General features: G+C 63.5%; 16 protein-coding genes. 3 read left to right on the forward strand and 13 right to left on the reverse strand.

What is annotated here, in order from left to right; translation table 11 throughout:
• Positions 1–785: diaminopimelate epimerase (gene dapF / locus QZZ02_RS04020; protein WP_291842557.1), on the reverse strand; the 785-nt coding region annotated here is incomplete at its 3' end.
• An 86-nt stretch (positions 786–871) separates the two neighbouring features.
• Here dapF and QZZ02_RS04025 point away from each other — a divergent pair.
• Both QZZ02_RS04025 and polA read left to right on the forward strand, forming a co-directional pair.
• On the forward strand, positions 872–3,076 hold the full coding sequence (locus tag QZZ02_RS04025; protein ID WP_291842558.1) for a prolyl oligopeptidase family serine peptidase: 2,205 nt from the start codon (positions 872–874) through the stop codon (positions 3,074–3,076).
• 270 nt (positions 3,077–3,346) lie between these two features.
• Positions 3,347–6,133: a DNA polymerase I gene (polA, locus tag QZZ02_RS04030; RefSeq protein ID WP_291842559.1), complete on the forward strand. Its 2,787-nt coding sequence runs from the start codon at positions 3,347–3,349 to the stop codon at positions 6,131–6,133.
• A gap of 1,209 nt (positions 6,134–7,342) precedes the next feature.
• Here the strand turns inward: polA and gyrB are convergent.
• From gyrB to QZZ02_RS04065, 7 genes are all read right to left on the reverse strand, one after another.
• Positions 7,343–9,745 carry a DNA topoisomerase (ATP-hydrolyzing) subunit B gene (gyrB, locus tag QZZ02_RS04035; protein ID WP_291842560.1) on the reverse strand — a complete coding sequence of 801 codons (2,403 nt, stop codon included), beginning with the start codon at positions 9,743–9,745 and terminating at the stop codon, positions 7,343–7,345.
• Between the two features lie 88 nt (positions 9,746–9,833).
• The gene (locus QZZ02_RS04040; protein WP_291842561.1) at positions 9,834–10,550 is read right to left on the reverse strand and encodes a VTT domain-containing protein; all 717 of its coding nucleotides are present in this window, start codon (positions 10,548–10,550) and stop codon (positions 9,834–9,836) included.
• The gene (locus QZZ02_RS04045) at positions 10,547–12,226 is read right to left on the reverse strand and encodes a glycosyltransferase family 39 protein (protein WP_291842562.1); all 1,680 of its coding nucleotides are present in this window, start codon (positions 12,224–12,226) and stop codon (positions 10,547–10,549) included. The genes QZZ02_RS04040 and QZZ02_RS04045 overlap by 4 nt, the downstream gene beginning before the upstream one ends.
• Positions 12,223–12,999 carry a glycosyltransferase family 2 protein gene (locus QZZ02_RS04050; protein ID WP_291842564.1) on the reverse strand — a complete coding sequence of 259 codons (777 nt, stop codon included), beginning with the start codon at positions 12,997–12,999 and terminating at the stop codon, positions 12,223–12,225. The genes QZZ02_RS04045 and QZZ02_RS04050 overlap by 4 nt, the downstream gene beginning before the upstream one ends.
• A 94-nt stretch (positions 13,000–13,093) precedes the next feature.
• On the reverse strand, positions 13,094–13,717 hold the full coding sequence (locus QZZ02_RS04055) for a LysE family translocator (protein ID WP_291842565.1): 624 nt from the start codon (positions 13,715–13,717) through the stop codon (positions 13,094–13,096).
• A 27-nt stretch (positions 13,718–13,744) separates the two neighbouring features.
• Positions 13,745–14,173 carry a hypothetical protein gene (locus QZZ02_RS04060; RefSeq protein WP_291842566.1) on the reverse strand — a complete coding sequence of 143 codons (429 nt, stop codon included), beginning with the start codon at positions 14,171–14,173 and terminating at the stop codon, positions 13,745–13,747.
• Between the two features lie 51 nt (positions 14,174–14,224).
• Complete coding sequence (locus QZZ02_RS04065; protein ID WP_291842567.1) at positions 14,225–14,863, reverse strand: TetR/AcrR family transcriptional regulator; 639 nt, start codon at positions 14,861–14,863, stop codon at positions 14,225–14,227.
• A gap of 102 nt (positions 14,864–14,965) precedes the next feature.
• On the opposite strand from QZZ02_RS04065, the gene QZZ02_RS04070 reads away from it, so the two are divergent.
• Positions 14,966–15,727, forward strand: coding sequence for a CPBP family intramembrane glutamic endopeptidase (locus QZZ02_RS04070; protein ID WP_291842569.1), 762 nt, complete (start codon positions 14,966–14,968; stop codon positions 15,725–15,727).
• Here the strand turns inward: QZZ02_RS04070 and recF are convergent.
• The 5 genes from recF to QZZ02_RS04095 form a co-directional block, all read right to left on the reverse strand.
• Positions 15,724–16,875, reverse strand: coding sequence for a DNA replication/repair protein RecF (recF, locus tag QZZ02_RS04075; RefSeq protein WP_291842570.1), 1,152 nt, complete (start codon positions 16,873–16,875; stop codon positions 15,724–15,726). The two genes, QZZ02_RS04070 and recF, sit on opposite strands and share 4 nt — an antisense overlap.
• 17 nt (positions 16,876–16,892) lie before the next feature.
• Positions 16,893–18,011, reverse strand: a complete 1,119-nt coding sequence (gene dnaN / locus QZZ02_RS04080; protein ID WP_291842571.1) for a DNA polymerase III subunit beta — start codon at positions 18,009–18,011, stop codon at positions 16,893–16,895.
• Between the two features lie 192 nt (positions 18,012–18,203).
• Positions 18,204–19,649 (reverse strand): chromosomal replication initiator protein DnaA, encoded by a 1,446-nt coding sequence (gene dnaA, locus QZZ02_RS04085; RefSeq protein ID WP_291842573.1) that lies wholly within the window; start codon positions 19,647–19,649, stop codon positions 18,204–18,206.
• Between the two features lie 491 nt (positions 19,650–20,140).
• Complete coding sequence (gene rpsT, locus QZZ02_RS04090; protein ID WP_291842574.1) at positions 20,141–20,407, reverse strand: 30S ribosomal protein S20; 267 nt, start codon at positions 20,405–20,407, stop codon at positions 20,141–20,143.
• Positions 20,408–20,516: 109 nt separating this feature from the next.
• Positions 20,517–21,293: an enoyl-CoA hydratase gene (locus tag QZZ02_RS04095; RefSeq protein WP_291842575.1), complete on the reverse strand. Its 777-nt coding sequence runs from the start codon at positions 21,291–21,293 to the stop codon at positions 20,517–20,519.
• Positions 21,294–21,321 lie beyond the last annotated feature (28 nt).

Below are 21,321 nucleotides of genomic sequence, written 5' to 3' on the forward strand. Positions count from 1 at the left end.
TCGACCGGTCCGGTCAGGATGACATGGTCGTCGTCACGCCATTCCACGAAAAGCTCGCCGCCATCGGCCATGACCGAAGCCCGACGTCCGGCGAGGCCGCGACGATGGGCGGCAACCAGGGCGGCGCAGGCGCCGGTACCGCAGGCCGCTGTCAAACCGGCCCCGCGCTCCCAGACACGCAGACGAATGTGTGTGGCATCGTGGATCTGCGCGAAGCCCGCATTCACCCTTTCCGGGAAGAGCGGGTCGAACTCGACCTCCCGGCCCAGCCTGGCGACCGGCAAGGCCTCAATATCTCGGATGAAAAAGACCGCGTGCGGATTGCCCATCGAGACTGCGCCGGGCGCCTCGATGCGGATTCCGTCTGCTTCCGCCGCAAAGTCGAGGGTCACCGTGTCCATCGCGCGGGCCAGCGGGATATCCTGCCAGCCGAGGCGCGGTCGCCCCATGTCGACGCTCACTGTCATCGGGCCGGCATCCCGGGCGCGAAGCACGCCACCAGCTGTTCCCAGGCTGACGGTCGGGGCGCCGGTCTGCTGCATGATGGCCCAGGCCGCCGCGCGGGTGCCGTTGCCGCAGGCACCGACCTCGTCGCCATCGGCATTCCAGATGCGCATGAACGCGTCGGCACTGTCGCTTTCCTCGAGTACAAGCAGCTGGTCGAAATGGTGGGAATGGGCAAGACCGCGGACCGTGTCGCGGGACAGGTTGAAACGGCCAGCCCGTCCGCGCACATCGGCGAGGATGAACTTGTTGCCGGCCCCATTCATCAATCGTGCGTCCATATCCGCTCCGATAGCGCTCCACGCCCTTTACGTCCACACGCGCTCCGGTGTTTATTGCCGCGCATGCATCAGAGGGGAAGAGACTGATGAGAGCATTTCGTAACATTTGGGCGGTCAGCGCCAGCGCCGCCATTCTCGTGGCGTGCAGCCAGCCAGCCAGCCAGGAAAGCGACGCCGTGGCCACCGAAACTCCCGACGCATCGACGCAGCGCCAGATCGTCGAGATCGATCCGAACAATGATCCGCGGGTCTGGCTCGAAGAGGTCGAAGGCGAGCGCGCGCTGGAATGGGTCGAGGGCCAGAATGAGCGCACTTTTGACCGCCTGCAGGGTGATGAGCGCTATCAGGGTCTTTTTGACCAGGCGCTGGCCATCTACCAGTCCAATGACCGCATTCCCTACGGCACTTATTCGGGCGGTTTCGTCTGGAATTTCTGGCAGGACTCCGAGCATACGCACGGCCTGTGGCGCCGGACCACGCTGGACAGCTATCTGAGCGATACGCCGGATTGGGATGTCGTGCTCGATCTCGACGCCCTGTCGGAAGCGGAAGACAAGAACTGGGTCTGGCGCGGCTCGAACTGCCTGGCGCCGGAGTATGATCGCTGCATCCTGACCCTGTCGGATGGCGGCTCGGACGCTGCCGTGCGTCGTGAATTCTCGATTTCCGACCGTGCCTTTGTCGAGGGCGGGTTCGAGACCCCGGAAGCCAAGGGCGGCGTCAGCTGGGTCGATGAGAACACGCTGATGGTCGGCCTTGCCACCTCGCCGGCCGATACGACCAGCTCGGGCTATCCGTCTGTGGCCTATCGCTGGCAGCGCGGCACTGATCTTGCCGACGCGACCGAGGTCGTGCGCGGTGACCAGGACGATGTCGGCCTGTTTGCCTTCCGCATGGAAGACCATGACGGCACGGTCTACATGATGGCGTCCGAGGCTGACACGTTCTACGACACGACCTGGTGGTATCTGCCGGCCGATGCCGAACCGATCCAGCTTCCGCTGCCGTCCAAGTCCTCGATCCAGGACCTCTACCAGGGCGAGCTGGTCTTCACGCTCCAGGAAGAGTGGACGCCGGTCGAGGGTGGCGAGACCTTCCCGCAAGGGGCGCTCCTGTCCTTCACCCTGGCTGACTTCGTGGCCACCGGTGAACTGCCGGAGGTCCGGACTGTCTTCGTGCCCGGCCCGCGCCAGTCGCTTGGCGGAATGGGGTCCGCCGCATCCGCCTTCCTGGTTGCCATCGACGAGAATGTCGTCGGCGGGCTGGAAGCCTTCCACTTTGCCGATGGCCAGTGGTCGTCGGAGACCGTGGACGTTCCGGAGAACATGACGATCAGCCTGGCCGGGACCAGTTCCCATCATGACGTCGCCTTCCTCAACGCCGAAGGTTTCCTGACGCCGGACAGCTATTACCGGGTCGATGCGGCCGAGTTGACGGTCGAGCCGATCAAGTCGATCCCGGCCCAGTTCGATGCCGAAGGCCTTGTCGTGGAGCAGCTCGAAGCGGCGTCCTCCGACGGCACCATGGTTCCCTATTTCGTGGTCCGCCACCAAGACACCGTGATGGATGGAACAACGCCGACCCTGCTCTACGCCTATGGCGGCTTTGAGGTGTCCATCCGTCCGAGCTATTCCGGCCCGCGCGGTCAGCTCTGGCTGGAAAATGGCGGTGCCTATGTCGTCGCCAATATCCGCGGCGGTGGTGAATTCGGTCCTGCCTGGCACCAGGCAGGCCTGAAGATGGATCGCCAACGCATCTATGACGATCTGATCGCCGTGGCCGAGGACCTCTCGGGTCGCGGTCTGACCAGCCCGCGCCATCTCGGCGTCTATGGCGGGTCGAATGGCGGCCTCCTGACCGGCGTCATGTACACCCAGCGTCCCGATCTGTGGAATGCCGTCGTCTCGGCCGTGCCGCTGCTCGACATGCTGCGCTATCACACCCTGCTGGCCGGTGCGTCCTGGATGGGTGAATACGGCAATCCGGAAGACCCGGACGAGGGCGGTTTCCTGCGCTCGATCTCGCCCTATCACAATGTTGATGCGAACGGCGATTATCCGGAAATCTATCTCTACACCTCGACCAAGGATGACCGTGTCCACCCGGGCCATGCCCGCAAGATGGCGCACCTGCTGGAAGAGCTGGGCCATGATTATCTCTATTACGAGAACACGGCCGGTGGTCACTCGGCCGCCGCCAATCTCGAAGAGACGGCTCGCCGCGATGCGCTGCTCTACACCTTCCTGATGCAAAAGCTGATGGACGATGTCGACCCGCTCGACGCGGAATAGGCTTCACCCCCGATCCTGAATGAAAGCCCCCGACGCCAGCGCGTCGGGGGTTTTTCCTGGACGCGGCCATGCGCGCTTGCGCAAGGAGGGGACAGGTTGGCCTGCCCCCCCGATCTCACCGTCATCCCCCGGCTCCGCGCTGAGCGCGACGCGTCAAACTGGGCTTGCCATCGCCCCCACCGCACTCTCTCCATGACCCCGCGCGCTCCCCGCGCTAGTCTCGCGCCTGACTGATTTGCCCGCCTGCCGATCCGCCCGGAGACCTGTCCCATGGCCACGACCAAACCCGTCGACGAGACCAGCCACGTCTATCTGATCGACGGGTCGGGCTATATTTTCAGGGCCTATCATGCGCTGCCGCCGCTGACCCGGTCGGACGGGACGCCGGTCGGCGCGGTGCAGGGCTTTTGCAACATGTTGTGGAAGCTGCTGGAAGACCTCAAAGGAGAGGACCAGCCCTCGCACCTGGCGGTCATTTTCGACCATTCCGGCAAGTCCTTCCGCAATGAGATTTACGACCGGTACAAGGCGCATCGTCCGCCGGCGCCGGAAGACCTGGTGCCGCAATTCTCCATCATCCGCGACGCGACGCGCGCTTTCGGCACGCCCTGTGTCGAGCTGGAGAATTACGAGGCCGACGACATCATCGCCACCTATGCCCGCCAGGCCGAGGCCCTGGGCGCAGATGTCACCATCGTCTCTTCGGACAAGGATCTGATGCAGCTGGTGACCGACAAGGTCTCCATGTTCGACGCCATGAAGAACAAACGCATCGAGGCGCCCGACGTGATGGAGAAATTCGGGGTCGGGCCGGACAGGGTGATCGATATCCAGGCGCTGGCCGGCGACAGTGTCGACAATGTACCCGGCGTGCCCGGTATCGGCGTGAAGACCGCGGCCCTGCTGATCAATGAATATGGTGATCTCGACACGCTTCTCGAGCGGGCCGGCGAGATCAAGCAGAAGGGCCGCCGCGAAAAGCTGCTGGCCCATGCCGAGGATGCCCGTATCTCGCGCACCCTGGTCACGCTGAAGCTCGATGCGCCGATGCCCGAAAAGCTGGAAGCCTTCGGGCTCGCCGATCCGGATCCGGAGGTCCTCGTTCCCTTCCTTCGCGAGATGGAATTCCGCTCCTTCACCCGCAAGGTCGAGGAGGCTCTGGGCGGGCCGCGGGTCGACGAGACCGGCGACGCCACGGCCCCCATTGATCGCGACAAGTATGAGTGCGTGACGACGATGGACGCGCTCGAGCGCTGGATTGCAAAATGCCGCGAGGCCGGCCAGATCGCGGTGGATACCGAGACCGATGCCCTGTCCTCGACCGCCTCCGGCCTGGTCGGCATCTCGCTGGCCACGGCTCCCGGCGAGGCCTGTTATATCCCGCTCGCCCATGTCGATCCGCAAGGCACGGGCGACATGTTCGATACCGGCCAGGCGCCGGAGCAGATCCCGATGGCGGCGGCGCTCAAGGCCCTGAAGCCGCTGCTGGAAGACCCGGCGGTTCTGAAGATCGGCCAGAACATCAAATATGATCTCGGCGTGCTGTCACGCCATGGCATCGATGTCGCGCCCTATGACGACACCATGCTGATCTCCTATGTCATGGATGCCGGCCTGCACGGGCATGGCATGGATGCGCTGGCCGAGCTGCATCTGGGCCATACCTGCATCCCCTTCAAGGAGATCTGTGGCACCGGCAAGAACCAGATCACCTTCGACAAGGTGCCACTGGACAAGGCGACCCTCTATGCCGCGGAAGATGCCGACGTCACCCTGAGGCTCTGGGAGATTCTCAAACCGGCCCTGGTCGCCAAGAAGATGGCGACCGTCTACGAAACGCTGGAACGGCCGATGGCCGACGTGCTCTCGAAGATGGAACGGGTCGGCATCAAGGTCGATCCGGACCAATTGAACCGCCTGTCCTCCGACTTTGCCCAGAAGATGATGGCCGCCGAGGCCGAGGCGCACAAGGCCGCCGGCCGCGAGTTCAATGTCGCCTCGCCCAAGCAGATCGGCGATATCCTGTTCGGGGAAATGGGCCTGCCCGGCGGCAAGAAGACCAAGACCGGGGCCTGGTCGACCGATGCGGCCGTGCTCGACCAGCTCGCCGCCGAGGGCCATGCCCTGCCGGTCGCGCTTTTGGAATACCGGCAATATGCCAAGCTGAAATCGACCTATTCGGACAGTCTCTTCGCCCATATCAATCGCGACACGAAGCGGGTCCACACCTCCTTCTCGCTGGCTGCGACGACGACCGGGCGCCTGTCCTCGACCGAGCCCAATCTGCAGAATATCCCGATCCGTACCGAGGCCGGCCGGCAGATCCGCGAAGTCTTCATCGCCGAACCCGGCCATGTACTGGTCGCCGCCGACTATTCCCAGATCGAGCTGCGGCTGCTGGCCCATATCGCCGGTGTGGAGAGCCTCAAACAGGCCTTCCGCGACGGCGCCGACATTCACGCCATGACCGCGTCAGAAGTCTTCGGCGTGCCGGTCGAGGGCATGGACCCGATGGTCCGGCGCAAGGCCAAGGCGATCAATTTCGGTGTGATCTACGGCATTTCGGCCTTCGGCCTCGCCAACCAGATCGGCGTCAAGCGGGACGAGGCCAAGGCCTTCATCGACGCCTATTTCGAGAAATTCCCGGGCATTCGCGCCTATATGGACCAGATGAAGGCCCAGGCCTCCGAGACCGGTTTTGTCGAGACCATTTTCGGGCGCCGCGCCCATTTCCCGGGCATTCGCGACAAGAACCCGAATATGCGCATGTTCGCCGAGCGCCAGGCGATCAACGCCCCCATCCAGGGCTCGGCCGCCGACGTCATCCGCCGCGCCATGATCCGCATGGACGACGCCCTGAGAGCCGCCAATCTGGACGCACGCATGCTCTTGCAGGTGCATGATGAACTGGTGTTCGAAGTGCCGGAGAACCAGGCCGACGATTTGATCGCGCTGGCGTCAAAAGTGATGGGTGAAGCCTGTGCGCCCGCGCTGGAACTGAGCGTGCCGCTGGTGGTGGACGCGAAGGCGGGGATGACGTGGGGCGAGGCGCATTAGGGGGTAAACTAGAAGTCGCGAAGAGCCTCGAAACCATAGTGCTCCGCGACGTACGTGTAACATCGATCGACAGCTTCCTCGAAATCATCCAGAGCTCTATTGACCTCCGCATCAAATAAACTATCGCTTATTCGGCCTGCATGAACAAATGAATGGCGCCTCTCTACGAGCTCACCCAACGAGTCAAACAGAGTTGACGCGCGACCTCGGTAAGGGCGACGAAGAGGAGTGGCAAGATCCAAGTGCAAATCTAAAGATTTAAAATTTTTGGCTATTAAATTGGGTCTTTGAAAGGAGAAAGACAACCCTACGGCCTCTGATATATTCAATTCTCCGGAAACAACGCGCTCCAGAATTTCTTTAGAAATTCGGGCATTGGAAATCGCATTACCTCGGTCTTCTGAGCATGTACAAATACAGATAAATAGATCGCGAAAAAAACTTTCCCATATCGCTACGAGATACGGCAGCAGCATGTTGTTAGACAACAATCTGGGATTCATTTCATCCATCCAGGGGAATGGCGCCCTTCCTTCCGCTGCGATATTTCCTTCTAGCCTTCGCGTTTGAAGATATATGCGGGCCCGACCGATAGCATTGTGGAAGCGCCATCTCGCGTGAAAGCAGCCTGACGCCATGGGCGTGGGAGGCGGCCCTTCTGGGTGCCAGTAACGATTTGCACCTGCGTCTGTCTCAAAAGTGCCTCCGAGATAGTCTCGCAAGAACTTAAGCGTCTTATTCTGTTGCTTTAAATCCCAATAACTTCGGCCTGATCGAGATCTAGTACCAACCGCAAGCCGCCCAACTTCATCTCGATAAAGTGTGAGCTCAACTCCCGTGTATGACTTATACTCTTGTGAGCAATACCAAAAATACGATGCGACATGACCATCGAAGTTTATACCCTCGCACTTTTGGTAGCCCAGCGCCTCCACCAAGCTCTTAACATGTGCGAGAGGAACACCTTGGTCAAAAATACTCTCCGAACAATAGCTCATGGGGTGCTCGACTCGCTTTGAAACACAAGCGTCGCAAGCTCCAAGGAGTCGGTCAATCTAGGCCGCACTTTTGGCTCTTCGACATGGGTCCCAGCTCTGCGCCCCGCTTTCGCGGGGCATTCGGCAGGGATGACAAGGGATGGGGCCTAAAAAGGCAAAACGCCCGCCGGAGTGATCCAGCGGGCGTTTTCATTTCGGCTTGGCGGCGCGCTTACGCGTCCACTTCCGCTTCCAGCGCGTGTTCCTGGATGAAGTCTCTCCGCGGTTCGACCACGTCGCCCATCAGCTTGGAGAAGAGCTCGTCGGCCGTGTCGGCGTGGGTGACGGACACTTGCAGGAGTGACCGCGCATTGGGGTCGAGCGTGGTTTCCCAAAGCTGGCCGGGATTCATTTCGCCCAGACCCTTATAGCGCTGGATCTTCATGCCCTTGGCGCCGGAGACGATGACGGCGTCGACCAGTTCGCGCGGCGAGTTGATCGTGACCGGGCCGGATTTGGGCACGAAGCTGGCCGGGCCGGCATAATCGCCGGCGATGGCCGAGGCGCGCTCATTGAGGCGTTTGGCGTCGGGGCTGGCGCGCAGATTGCGGTCCAGCACCACGGTTTCCATGACGCCGCGCACTTCGCGTTCGAAGACGAGGCTGCCATCGTCCGGGTCGATCCGGCCGCCCCAATTATCCTCGCCCTCATCGGCAAAGGAGTTGAGACGGGCGGCGGCGGTTTGCACGGCCGCATCGGTCGGTTCCGGCACCAGGGCGCCGGCCATGGCTGCAGCCTCCAGCGCAAAGCCCGGCGCGCGGGCGGTCATGCGGTCGATCGACAGCTTGACCTGGCGCGCGGCGGCGACGCGGGCGGTCAGGTCCTGACCGGTCACAACCTCGCCGTCATGCAGGGTGAGATGGGCCTCCGAGGCGCCTTCCTCGATGAGGTAGGCATCCATCTCGGCCTGGTCCTTCACATAGCGTTCGGAGCGGCCCTTGGCGATTTTGTAGAGCGGCGGCTGGGCGATGTAGAGATAGCCGCGCTCGATCAGCTCGGGCATCTGCCGGTAGAAGAAGGTCAGCAGAAGCGTGCGGATATGGGCGCCGTCGACATCGGCATCGGTCATGATGATGACCTTGTGATAGCGCAGCTTTTCGTAATTGATCTGGTCGCGGCCAATGCCGGTGCCCAGCGCCGTGATCAGCGTGCCGACCTGTTCCGAGCCGAGCATCTTGTCGAAACGGGCCCGCTCGACATTGAGGATCTTGCCGCGCAGCGGCAGCACGGCCTGGTTTTCGCGGTGACGTCCCTGCTTGGCAGAGCCGCCGGCCGAGTCACCCTCGACGATGAAGAGTTCGGACTTGGCCGGATCCTTCTCCTGGCAGTCGGCGAGCTTGCCGGGCAGGGAGGAGATTTCCAGCGCCGACTTGCGGCGGGTCAGTTCGCGCGCCTTGCGGGCGGCTTCGCGGGCGGCGGCGGCCTCGATGATCTTGCCGACCACCATGCGCGCTTCGGCCGGGTGTTCCTCGAACCATTCCGACAATGCCTCGCCGACCGCGCCTTCAACGGCGGGACGGACTTCGGACGAGACCAGCTTGTCCTTGGTCTGGGAGGAGAATTTCGGGTCCGGCACCTTCACTGACAGGACGCAGGTCAGGCCTTCGCGGGCATCATCGCCCGAGATCGCCACCTTGGCCTTGGAAGCCATGCCAGACGAGCCCGCATACGTGTTGATGACGCGGGTCAGCGCACCGCGGAAACCGGCCAGGTGGGTACCGCCATCACGCTGCGGGATGTTGTTGGTGAAGCAGAGGACATTCTCGTGATAGCTGTCATTCCACTCCAGCGCCGCTTCCACCGTGACGCCATCGCGCTCGCCGGTGATCAGGATCGGCGGCATGAAGATCGGTGTCTTGTTGCGGTCGAGATGGGCCACGAAGGCCGCGACGCCGCCATCATAGACCATCGTGTCGGAATAGAGTTCGGCCTCGCGCTCGTCGCGCAGGGTGATCTTGACGCCGGAGTTCAGGAAGGCGAGCTCGCGCAGGCGGTGCTGCAGCGTTTCGCGGTTGAACTCGGTCATGGTGAAGGTTTCTTCGGACGGCATGAAGCGCACTTCCGTGCCCTTCTGTCCCGGCAGGGCGTCGCCCGTGACCTTGAGGTCTTCCTCGGCATCGCCGCGGCGGAAACGCATCCAGTGGGTCTTGCCATTGCGCCAGATGGTCAGGTCCATCCAGTCCGACAGGGCATTCACCACCGAGACGCCAACGCCGTGCAGGCCGCCGGAGACCTTGTAGGAATTCTGGTCGAACTTACCGCCGGCATGGAGCTGGGTCATGATGACCTGGGCCGCCGAGACGCCCTCCTCCTGGTGGATATCGGTAGGAATGCCGCGACCATCATCGCGCACCGAGGCCGAGCCATCGGCGTGCAGCGTCACCAGGACTTCGCTGCAATGCCCGGCAAGAGCTTCGTCGATCGCGTTGTCGACGACCTCATAAACCATGTGATGGAGACCCGAACCGTCATCGGTATCACCGATATACATGCCCGGGCGCTTGCGCACGGCGTCGAGCCCTTTGAGGACCTTGATCGACTCCGCGCCGTATTCCTGATTCGCTTGTTCCGTCATGGTTTTGTTGTACAGGTTTCACGCGCCTGTGACCACACGCGCGCACACGCGTGCGCACGCGCGCACGCGTGAGTGAGGGCACCTGATTTCAAACCGGTTTTGCAGCCCGGCCTTCGGTCGCGCGACGCGCCAGCCAGCGCCGCCCGATGACCGCGATCAGGACCAGCAGCAGCACCGCACCCCCGACCGCCATCCAGGCCCGGATGCCACCGCCCTCCAGCCCCTGGATCGCCGCATGGCTGGCAAAGGCGATAAGCGCCATCTTGGGGATGCTGCCCAGCGCCGTACCGGCGATGAAGGCGCGAAACCGCATTTGCGTGCAGCCGGCGGCAATGTTGATGATGATCGAAGGCAGGGTCGGCACCATGCGGATCACCGCGCTCGCCCAGAAACCGTGTCGGGCCAGCTCGTCCATGACGATGGCGACATCCGGCCCGGCATTGCGGGCCAGCCAGCCCGCGCCCGCCCGGCGACCCACCAGAAAGCCCAGACCGCAGGCCAGCACCTTGCCGGTCCAGCTGTAGAAAAACCCCGCCCAGGGCCCGAAGGCCGCGACGAGTGCGGCGATCAGAACGGCCTGCGGCGCGCCCAGGGTGATCAGGGCCATGAAAGCAAGAATGGCGAGCGGCGGCGCCCAGGGCTCACGGCCGGCCAGGGCCAGCCCGTCCAGCGCCTGGCGTGTCACATCCTGCGGCAGGAGCAGTGCCGCAAACCCGCCGAGCGAGAACAGCGCGACCAGTCCGACGGCCAGAACCGCCTTGCCGGGATGTCGCCGGAGAGTGGCAACCAGCTCGGCGCCGATCACGACTGCGGGTCCGCGGCTCCGGCCCCTGACCGCGCCCTGAAGAGCGTGAGGCGCATCGTGTCGCCATTGGAGTAGTTCCGGCCCTCGATCAGCGCCAGCGCTTGAAGCGTCAGGTCCAGCTCGCCCGCCCGGGAGCGGAAAGGCTCGGTCTCGGTTGCATCGATGAGGGCCAGCGAGCAGGTCGTGTCGGCGGCCAGCTGGTCGGCTGCATCGCCGGGTCCGGATGCCAGCAGCGTGTCATAGGGGCCGTGGCGATAGACCAGGCTGGGCTCGCGGAAGGCCGAAGTGACAAGCCGCGTGGTGTCGCATGCGCCGTGCGCATCGACCGCCGCGACGATCCGCGGGGTCAGCCAGAGTGTGTCAAGGCGCGGCAGCGTCGCGCCATAGACGGTGGTCACCGCCAGTCCTCCGGCAATCAGCCCGGACGCCAGCGCCGCGGGACGCCGACCGGTGAGATAGAGGATGAGGGCGCCGAGCGCGGCCAGAAAGATGGCGGCGCCCGCCAGGATCAGAAGCGGCGAGAGCCGGCCTTCGCTCCAGTTCAGCGCGGCGGCGCCCAGACCCGCGACCAGCCCGCTCGTGGCCAGCCAGACGAGCGCGTAGAGGCCGGCGCCGATCCGGACCCAGAGCGGAGACCGGGCCTGGCCAGGCGCAAGGATCGCCGCCACGGCCAGGCAGGCCATGGCGGGATAGACCGGCATCACGTAATGCGGCAGCTTGGTCGCGATCAGCTCGTAGACGATCCAGGCCGGCACGATCCAGGCGATCAGATAGCGCGTCGCGGCGTCACGGCGGTTGGTCCAGGCCCAATGGCCAGCGAAGACAAAGAATAGCGAACCCGGCCAAAAGGTCAGCGAAAACAGGCCGAGATAATAACCGGGCGGACCGGCATGCGATTGCTGGCTCTCGCCGACCTTGCCCATCAGGCTGTCACCGATGGCCTCGGCATAGAAGCCGCCATCCGAGACGATCCCGATGGCGACATACCAGGGCAGGGCGATGGCGAGGAATAGCGGCACACCCCAGAGCGGCTTGAGTGCCCCGAGCCAGGCCAGCTTGCGGTCCCAGATGACCAGGGCGAGCAGGGCCAGGACGACAAAGATCAGGATGATGGGTCCCTTGATCATCATGCCCGCCCCCAGCGCCGCCCAGAACAGAGCGGGTCGCCACCAATGCCCCTGCGGCTGCAGGTAGATCCGCATCAGGGCAAGATGCGAGGCGGTGATGGTCGCCAGCAGCATGGCATCGGTCTTGGCGATCCGCGCCTCGAAACCGACGGCAAAGGCTGTGGCAACCAGGAGCGCGGCCCCGAAGCCGGCCAAGCGGCCATAGAGTCCGGCGGCAATCCAGCCGGTCATCAGGACAGCAGCGAGAATGCCGAGAAAGGAGGGAATGCGGTGTGCCCAGATGGCGCGATCATCGGCGGTGCCGGTCAGGGCGACGGAAATCGATTGCAGCCAGTAAATACCCGCCGGCTGGAGATAGCGTTGCTCTTCCTGGAAGCGGATATCGATGAAGTCGCCGGTTTCCAGCATCTGGCTGGTCGCCACGGCGTAACGCGACTCGTCGCGATCAACCGGCGGCAGGGAGGAAATGCCCGGCAGCAGGACCAGAGCCGACAGGGCAATGAGTACCAGCCAGTCCTTCCAGCCCAGGCGGCGCGCCGGGTCGCTCACGATCGCCGCTCTTCAATCCGGCCGGGAGCCTTGGTGCGGCGGACCAGCCAGATCACGCCCATCGTATCGAAAATGCCGACGAAGGCGCGACCGATATTGGTGTATTTCGACTGCCCGGCGTGCCGGGCGCGGTGGCGCACCGGATGATTGATCAGCGGATGGCCATAGCGCTGGAACAGGGCCGGCAAGAAACGGTGCATGCCCTCGAAACAAGGCAGGAGCAGAAAACTGTCGCGGTGGAAGATTTTCACGCCGCAGCCGGTATCCGGGCAATGATCACCGAGCACGGCCGCGCGGAAACCATTGGCGATCCGGGTCGCCACCAGGCGCGAGACCGGATCATTGCGCCGCACCCGCGTGCCGGCCACCAGCGGCAGCTCGCCGTCAGCGGCCCAGGCCTTTTCCAGCATGTCCGGCAGGTCGGCCGGATCATTCTGACCGTCACCGTCGAGCGTCGCGATCCATGGCGCGCGCGCGGCCAATACGCCGGACCGTACGGCCTGCGACTTGCCGCAGCGGCGATCATGACGGACCAGGCGGACCCGCTCATCCTTGTCAGCGATGGCCTGGAGAATGTCTGGCGTGGCATCGCTCGATCCGTCGTCCACGAAGACGATCTCGAAGGCACCGGCCCGATCCATTTCGCGCAGGACTTCCTCGCACACGGCGGTAACATTCTCCGCCTCGTCGAGAACCGCAATCACGACGGACGCGCGCAATCCGGTTTCCGGTCCGGCAGGCCGACGGAAATCAGTGGTGTGGGTATAGCTCATGAGACAGCCCTGACAGTGCGCGCGGGAGTGTGTGCCGCTTTGGCGTTCGTTTCAAATACCAATGCCCGCTTGTCGCTCTCGGCAGCCCGCCCGGCTAGCGCAACATCAGCAATAGGGCGATACCCGTCATGACGCAGCCGGTAATGATGTCGGCTCCGCGTCGCACTTGCGGCGTCGACAGCCAGTTTCGCGCCCGGTGGGCGAGGCCGATATAAAAACCCGCTGTCGGGACCGCCATCGCCACCATGATCAACAGCATGACCGCATAACTCACCGGCGTGATCGTTTCGATCGGAATGAAGGCCGGCACGAGGGTCAGGTAAAAGACAATCGGCTTGGGATTGGACAGCGGCATGGCCACGCCTGCCAGAAAGGTCGCCAGCCCGCCGCGCTTCGAACCGGCCTTGAAGACCGGTTTCGGCCGCGCCCCGGTCCAGGCACTCCAGAACGCCTTGAACGCCATCCAGCCGAGATAGCCGACACCAATGACCTTGGCCACCAGCCAGAAGGCGGAGAGCTGGGTGGCAATGGCGGACAGGCCGGTGACGGCGAGGGTGAACCAGAAAATGTCACCCAGCAGGATGCCGGCGCCATACATCGCGGCATTCCAGGGCCCGGAATCAAGCGTGCGGGCAATCATCGCCGCAATGCCCGGACCCGGTGTCAGGAACAAAACCAGCAGGGCGCCGGCGAACAGCAACAGGGTCTGGAAAGTCATGGCGATCCGAAAACAGTCTGCCGCCCGCTATAGCGTGTTGTCGGGCAGGCCGTCGAAGACGGAACGCAGGGCATTGCCCCAGTCCGGCGAAAGCCGGGCAAACCAGGCATCATCCGCGCCGCCTCGGCGCTGCACGCGGGCCTGCAGGCTGTCTGCCCGGTAGGCATGCATGTCCGGCGGCATGCCGACCGAGAGGCTGGCCTTGCGCGTCGAGGCGAAGGACAGGAAGAGCAGCGTGATTGCCGGCTCCATCGACATCGCCCTGTCGAAGGCCCGGACGAGGATCGGGCGACCATATCTGGTCTCACCGATCTGGAAGAAAGGGGTTTCGTCACTTGCCTCGACGAAATTGCCTTGCGGATAGACCATGAAGAGGCCGGGCTTCTGGTCGCCGATCCTGGCTGATACGCGCAATGCCGGGGCATTGCGATCCCCGTCAGCCGCAAAGCATCTCAAAGGGTTATCTGGTCCGGGCCAGGCCGCAAACCCGGCGTAGCTCGAACGCCTTCAATCGGCCGTGACGAGATAGCCATACAACGTGTCGGCAATCGCAGCGACAAAGCGCTCATCGCTGATCGTCAGGACCACGGCCGCCCCCTCCTCGCGGTAGAGCGCCCGCTCGATCGGCAGGGTGTTCATGAGATAGGTGAACATCTGGGACGCCTCGTCAGCATCGCGACGCTTAACCTCATCGCCGAACAACTCCAGCAATGTCGCCGCCGACTGGCGCGCCTGGCCGAGCAGCTCCTCCCAGTCATCGCCGATCAGGTCAGGGCGAAGGCGGGCATAGAGATGGGCGGCGCGGACGAGATAGCCGTGCCGGACCAGGAATTGCCAGGCTGCGCCGCAAGCCTTGTGCAAGGCCGACCGCAATCCGGCCGCCGGGTCAACCTCGACGCGTCCTTCGCCGGACATGAAAGCATCGAGCCGCGTGCTATAGAGCTCGAAGATTACCGGGATGAAGGCATCCTTGTTCTCGAAGCGCCGATAGACCGCCCCGACCGACAGGTCGGCAGCCTGTGCAAGTTCGGCAATCGTGATGTCGGCAAAGGGCTTTTCGCGCAGCCTGGTATCGAGCGCTGCGACCAGCCGGTCGCGGGTCTGGCGCGATCTTTCCTGCCGGGCCGGCTTGGTGCCTTGACTCACATCGACTCCATCACTAAATGTGAATGCGAATTCGCATTCTCGTTATTGACCTTGATCGCACGTGACCCGCGCCAGGGTCAAGCCATACAGGAGGGACACCCCATGCAGCCGCTGCTCGACCAACCCGCACTGCTCGCCGGACTCGCCGCCATCATCCTGATGTTCGGTTTCACCATTTTCCGCGACCTCCGGCATCGCCGCCTCGGGCCTGACGCGCCAACCAAGCCGGTGCAACGCCAATACCGCAATACCGCCATCCTGCTCTGGCTGATGTGCGCCGCCTGCCTCGCCTGCTGGGCGCTCGCCGGGCGCCCCTTTGCCGACATGGGACTGCAGTCCACGCAGGGATGGGGTGGCTGGCTGGCCTGGGGCTTCGTCGCGGCGTCCGTCGGATATGCACTTTACAGCCTGCTCGTCACGGCGCTCAGCCGTGAGGCCCGCATCAAATTGCGCCAGGACTTTGCCAAGACTGACGGCCTCGACCTGATCCGGCCACGCACTGCCGGCGATCATGCCGGATTTCAGCTCCTGTCCCTGACAGCCGGGGTCACTGAGGAAGTCATTTTTCGCGGCTTCCTGCTCGCCACGCTGGCCATCATCATGCCGGTCTGGGCGGCTGCGCTGACCTCGATGACGATCTTCATCCTGGCGCATGCCTATCAGGGGCCGTCCGGCATGATCCGCATCACCCCCATCACCGCGCTGATGACGGTCGTCGTGCTGCTCGGCGGATCACTGTGGCCGGCCATCATCATCCACGCCATCGCCGACGCACTGGCCGGCGCCCTGCTGGCCCTGGTCGACGCACATGAAGCGTCTGACGCGCGCAGCGAGGCCGAAGACACAGGGGCGCTGCCGGCCTAGAGCCGGAATACCTCGCTGTCGCGAACCTCATGAAACTGGATTGCGGCACCAAAGGGTTCGAACAGGACTTTTTCGACCCCGGTCAGCCAGGCCTGTGAGCCGGATGCAAGGATCTCGGCAGCGAGACCCTCGCGCCGCGCCGCATCGAGATGGGCACAGGCTTCGTCGAGCAGGAGCAAGGGCGCGACGCCCCATTGCCGGCCAAGGGCGCGTGCCTGGGCCAGCGCGAGGGTGAGAATGAGGGCCTTTTGCTCACCGGTCGAACAATCACCGGCCCGCTGGTCCTTGCCGCGGTGCCGCGCCAGCAACTCGGTGCGGTGCGGCCCGCGGGTCAGTGTCCGGCCAGCCGCGCCATCGCGGCGGCGCCCCTCGCGCAGGGCTGCGCGGAAACGGTCTTCGGCTTCTGCGGCCGTCATGCCCTCGGCCAGATCGGCCTCAACAGTGCCGTCCAGCGCCAGATCTGCTCGCGGAAAAACGCCTTCCGGCCGCCGGTCGATCTCGCCCTGGAGGCGGATCAGGGCGTCCAGCCGGGCGGCGGCCATGGCCACACCATGCCCGGCCATTTCAACCTCGATGGCGCTGAGCCAGGCCGGATCCTGGCCGCCCTCGTCGAGCAGGCGCTGGCGCCGGGTCCGGCTTTTCTCATAGGCGCTGGCCGCATCGGCGTGGGCCGGATCGGCAGCGTGGACCAGGCGGTCAAAGAATTTCAGACGATCGGCTCGCGGGCCGGCAAACAGACGATCCTGCGCCGGTGTCAGCCAGATCATCGGCAGCAGGCGGGCGAGCGCATTCTGCGCCGCGGGCTCGCCATCAATGCGGGTTTCACGACGCGCAGTCCCACGGGCACCGACGCCGAGCCGGAAACCGCCTTCCAGCGTGTCGGCTTCGGCAAAGACCGCCCATTCCGGCGCGTCCATACCACCTTGCCGCAGCGCCACCCCGTCTGCTCCCGCCGAGCGCAGGCCCCGGCCCGGCGCGAGGAAGGACAGGGCCTCGAGCAGATTGGTCTTGCCAGCCCCGTTCTCCCCGAACAGGGCAACCGGGCTTGTGCCCAATTCCAGATCGAGTTCGCGATAGCTGCGGAAATTCGTCAGCCGCAAACGACGAACCGCCGCAGGTGGAACCGGCGGCGGTGACGCAGTCTTCATTGTGTCGGCGCCGTCCGTCACACCCGCAGCGGCATCAGCACGTAGAGCGCGTCCGGATCACCACTGTCGGTGACCAGGGCCGGCGAGGCGGCATCGGCGAAATGGAAGCGGGCTTCATCGCCTTCGATCTGGGAGGCCACATCAAGCATGTAGCGCGCATTGAAGCCGATCGCGAAACCCTCGTCCGAATAGGACACGGCGAGCTCTTCCTCGGCCTGTCCGCTTTCCGGATTGTTGACGGCGAGGGTAAGGGCGTCGGCGCCCAGCGACAGCTTCACCGATCGGGATTTTTCAACCGAGATCGTGGCGACACGATCAACAGCCTCGGCGAAACGCTTGTTCTCGACCGACATGAGGCGGGTATTGCCGCGCGGGATGACCCGCTCATAGTCCGGGAAGGCGCCGTCAATGAGTTTGGAGGTCAGCACGGCCTTGCCGAGCCGGAAACGGATCTTGCCTTCGGAGACCGAAACTTCGACCTCGTCATCGGCATCCTCGAGCAGGCGTTTGACTTCCTGCACCGTCTTGCGCGGCACGATCACGCCCGGCATGCCCTGGGCACCCTCGGGCAGGTCGACTTCGGCCAGGGCGAGGCGGACACCGTCGGTTGCCACCGCACGCAGGGTCTTGCGACCATCCTGCTCGGCGGCGTGCAGATGGATACCATTGAGATAATAGCGCGTCTCCTCGGTGGAGATCGCGAAACGGGTCTTGTCGATGAGGCGGGCCAGCTCACGGGCGGGCACCTTGAAACGATGCTCGAGATCCTCGGTCGGCATGACCGGGAAATCGCCGGGCGGCAGCGATGGCAGCGAGAAGCTGGACCGGCCGGCCTTCAGCGTCAGGCGGGGGTCACCGCTCGTCATCTCCAGCGTCACATCTGCACCGTCGGGCAGTTTGCGGGTGATGTCGTAGAGCGTATGGGCCGGTGCCGTGACGAGGCCTTCGCCGTCACAGCGGGCATCGGTGGTCTCGAGGATCTCGATATCCAGATCGGTCGCCGCAAAGCTGGCCCCGTCCGGGCCGGCCGAGATCAGCACATTCGACAGGATCGGGATGGTATTGCGCTTTTCGACTACGGCCTGAACATGGCCCAGTGCCTTGAGGAGCGTCGCGCGCTCGATCGTCAGCTTCATATCTCGCGTTCCGCTTTCAACGTCTTCTGCGTCAGCTTCCTGAATCTACGTCGAAGATCTTTGTCTGTCTTGACGGCAACGGACGCGACGCGCCCATGCCTTCGGGATGGGTCAAAGAGGATACATGAATTCGCGCATTCGCAAGAGATTTATCCAGCGTTAACGCGAATTTCCGGGACGTCTCTGCCAGGCTCAGCCCTGCAGCTCCCGGGTCAGGGCGTCGATCTCGTCGGCGACCGGGTCCCCCGCATCGATCATCTGAGTCACTTTCGAAACCGCATGGATCACCGTCGAGTGATCCCGGCCACCGAAACGACGGCCGATATCGGGCAGCGAGCGCGTGGTCAGTGTCTTGGCCAGATACATGGCGATATGACGCGGACGAACGACGGACTGGGTCCGGCGCTTGGAGCAGATATCCGCCGGCGTGACACCGAAATGGGTTGCGACGACCTTCTGGATTTCGTCCACCGTCAGGCGGCGCTCGGAGCTCAGCGACAACTCACGTAGCGCCGTCGACACGACTTCCATCGTGACCGGTTGCCCGATCAGTGCTGTCCGGCAAATGACATTGTTCAGGACGCCTTCCATCTCGCGCGGACTCGATGTGATACGGGCTGCGAGGAAATCGCGGACCGCCTCGGACACGTCGAAAGTTGGGTAATGGCAGGTCGCCTGCGCGATCTTGCAATCGAGGATCTGGCGGCGCAGGTCGAGATCGGGCTTGCCGAGCGGGCAGGACAGGCCGCCGGTCAGGAGAGAGCGAAGGCGCTCATCCTGCATCTGCAGCTCGGCCGGCGGCTTGTGCGATGCCAGGACAACCTGCTTGTTCTCGGCCACCAGGGCCGCGATCGTGTGCAGGAATTCGTCTTCGGTCTTGGGCTTGCCGGCGATGAAGTGGACATCATCGATCAACAGGACATCAACGCCGCGCACCGTTTCCTTGAAGGAGATGGTGTCGCGCGCCTTCATGGCCGTCACGAAGCCGGACAGGAATTCCTCGGCAGTCAAATACAGCGCACGACGTGGCCGCGTGGTGATCTGGACCGCCGACGCAACGGCATGAAGAAGATGGGTCTTGCCGACACCGTAGTCGCCATAGAAGAAGACCGGGTTGAAGGGCGGCGTCGCTGCACCGACCATGGTCCGTGCAGCAGCGGCGGCCACCTCATTGGCCGGACCGACGCGAAAACTGTCGAACGTGAAACGCGCGTCGATCAGGGCATTGTCGGCGGACTCTGCCGGTTCAGCCGGCTTCAAGGCACGGGCAGCACCTGTCGATTGTCCGGTCACGGAGGAGCGCGCCGCGACCAGCGGTTGCGGCTGACCTTCACCTTCAGACAGCAGGAGAATTTCGCGATGCGTGGGGTCGAGTTCGGCCCAAAGTGCGCGAATACGCGCACCCCAGTGATCTTCGACCCAATCGCGGTTGAAGCTGCTCGGCGCGATGATGATCAGGGCACCGGTTTCGGCCAGACGGACCCGCAGACGGGCAATTTCCTGTGAGTACAGAGCCGGTCCACACTCTTCGCGCAGATGTGCACGGACCCGGCGCCATATCGCAGAAATCCCTCCCGCATCCACCCCGTCAAAGGTGGCAGTCTTCGCCTCGGAAACAGCCAATTTGTTAAATGCCATCGTTGGTTACACTTTTGTTTTTCTCCCGCATGTGCGAGAGCTATGTGTTTGTAATTTTGGCACAATCCCCCCGCCCGCTGCACCTCACCCGGTGGTGCTGCTGCCGGAAATTTTTCCGCATGGGAATAGTCGCCCTCAGGAGCCCAAAGGTTACTCCGGGGCCGGTTTCGGTCAACATGATTCAGCTTCCAAAATCCGAGATTCTTCGCTTGACACGGGAAATCCGTGATCGGATCGAAGCTTGGGCTTTATGACAGATATGTGACTGTGCGAATGGTCCTTTTTATGAACCACGCGGAGCCAGAAACAGGTTCGAGGAACGACTCTTTCGCAAGAAGGCAACCCTCCGTACGCAGATTAATTGAATGAATACATTCATGCGGCAGATGCGAAGTTTCATGCTTGCCGGCTGCCGCACACGCACAAAGAAATACGCCCGGGACGTGTGTCCCGGGCGTACCATCATGTCCGTTCCGGCAAGACGTGTCGGATCAGGCCGACATCGACTTTACGCGAGCCGACAGGCGGGAGACTTTCCGCGAGCCGGTATTCTTGTGGTAGATGCCCTTGCCGACAGCGCGCATCAGCTCGGACTCAGCCTCGACCAGAGCGGTCTTGGCGGCAGCCTGGTCACCAGACGCAATCGCCGTCTCGACCTTCTTGACGAAGGTGCGGACACGCGAACGGCGCGCCTTGTTGACGGCCGTGCGGCGAGCGATCTTGCGGACCATTTTCTTGGCCGAGTTGGTGTTGGCCATGGATGTAAACCTCTTTATGCGGCCGGAACGTTGTTCCCGGCTAAATCCGTGAGCGGCGGCGTATAGGCCCTTGCGGGCTGGGCGTCAACCGCCCACTGCGTCTAGCCACCTAGCGATGCTTGAAATGTGCAGCCCGTTTTTCGGCGAAGGCAGCCATGCCTTCCTTCTGATCTTCAAGCGCGAATTGCGACATGAACACCCGGCGCTCGAAACGAACCCCTTCGGTCAGGCCGATCTCGAAGGAGCGGTTGACCGTCTCCTTGGTCATCATGGCAACCGGCAGCGACTTCGAGGCGATCGCCTCGGCCGCTTCCATGACCACATCCATGAAATCGTCAGCCGGGACCACGCGGGACACGAGACCTGCGCGCTCGGCCTCCTCGGCATCCATCATCCGGCCGGTCAGGCACATGTCCATGGCCTTGGCCTTGCCCACGGCGCGCGGCAGGCGCTGCGTACCGCCGGCACCCGGCATGACGCCGAGATTGATCTCGGGCTGGCCGAACTTGGCAGTCTCCGAGGCGATGATGAAATCGCACATCATGGCGATCTCGCAGCCGCCGCCGAGCGCATAGCCGGACACGCCGGCAATGATCGGCTTGCGGAAGCGGGCCACCGCCTCCCAAGTCTCCGCGAACGGGTCCTTGTTATAGAGGCCGACCATGTCGCGTGACTGCAATTCCTTGATGTCGGCGCCGGCCGCGAAAGCCTTCTTCGACCCGGTCAGCACCACACAACCGATTTCGTCATCGGCCTCGCAGGCGGCCAGTGCTGCCGCCAGTTCGGTGGTCAGCTCATCACACAGGGCGTTGAGTGCTTCGGGGCGGTTGAGCGTGATCACACCCACTCGGCCCTCGGTTTTGTACTGGATCGTCTTGTAGCCCATTTCGGCGCTCCATCTGACGGCGCGGAAG

This window comes from Maricaulis sp. (assembly GCF_015665295.1).
GTDB lineage: Bacteria > Pseudomonadota > Alphaproteobacteria > Caulobacterales > Maricaulaceae > Maricaulis.

Excerpts from the sequence above, each read along its gene's own strand:
- QZZ02_RS04025 (WP_291842558.1), top strand. The coding sequence starts at position 872 with ATGAGAGCATTTCGTAACATTTGGGCGGTCAGCGCCAGCGCCGCCATT.
- polA (WP_291842559.1), top strand. The coding sequence starts at position 3,347 with ATGGCCACGACCAAACCCGTCGACGAGACCAGCCACGTCTATCTGATC.
- gyrB (WP_291842560.1), bottom strand. The coding sequence starts at position 9,745 with ATGACGGAACAAGCGAATCAGGAATACGGCGCGGAGTCGATCAAGGTC.
- QZZ02_RS04050 (WP_291842564.1), bottom strand. The coding sequence starts at position 12,999 with ATGAGCTATACCCACACCACTGATTTCCGTCGGCCTGCCGGACCGGAA.
- QZZ02_RS04055 (WP_291842565.1), bottom strand. The coding sequence starts at position 13,717 with ATGACTTTCCAGACCCTGTTGCTGTTCGCCGGCGCCCTGCTGGTTTTG.
- QZZ02_RS04070 (WP_291842569.1), top strand. The coding sequence starts at position 14,966 with ATGCAGCCGCTGCTCGACCAACCCGCACTGCTCGCCGGACTCGCCGCC.
- recF (WP_291842570.1), bottom strand. The coding sequence starts at position 16,875 with ATGAAGACTGCGTCACCGCCGCCGGTTCCACCTGCGGCGGTTCGTCGT.
- dnaN (WP_291842571.1), bottom strand. The coding sequence starts at position 18,011 with ATGAAGCTGACGATCGAGCGCGCGACGCTCCTCAAGGCACTGGGCCAT.
- dnaA (WP_291842573.1), bottom strand. The coding sequence starts at position 19,649 with ATGGCATTTAACAAATTGGCTGTTTCCGAGGCGAAGACTGCCACCTTT.
- rpsT (WP_291842574.1), bottom strand. The coding sequence starts at position 20,407 with ATGGCCAACACCAACTCGGCCAAGAAAATGGTCCGCAAGATCGCTCGC.
- QZZ02_RS04095 (WP_291842575.1), bottom strand. The coding sequence starts at position 21,293 with ATGGGCTACAAGACGATCCAGTACAAAACCGAGGGCCGAGTGGGTGTG.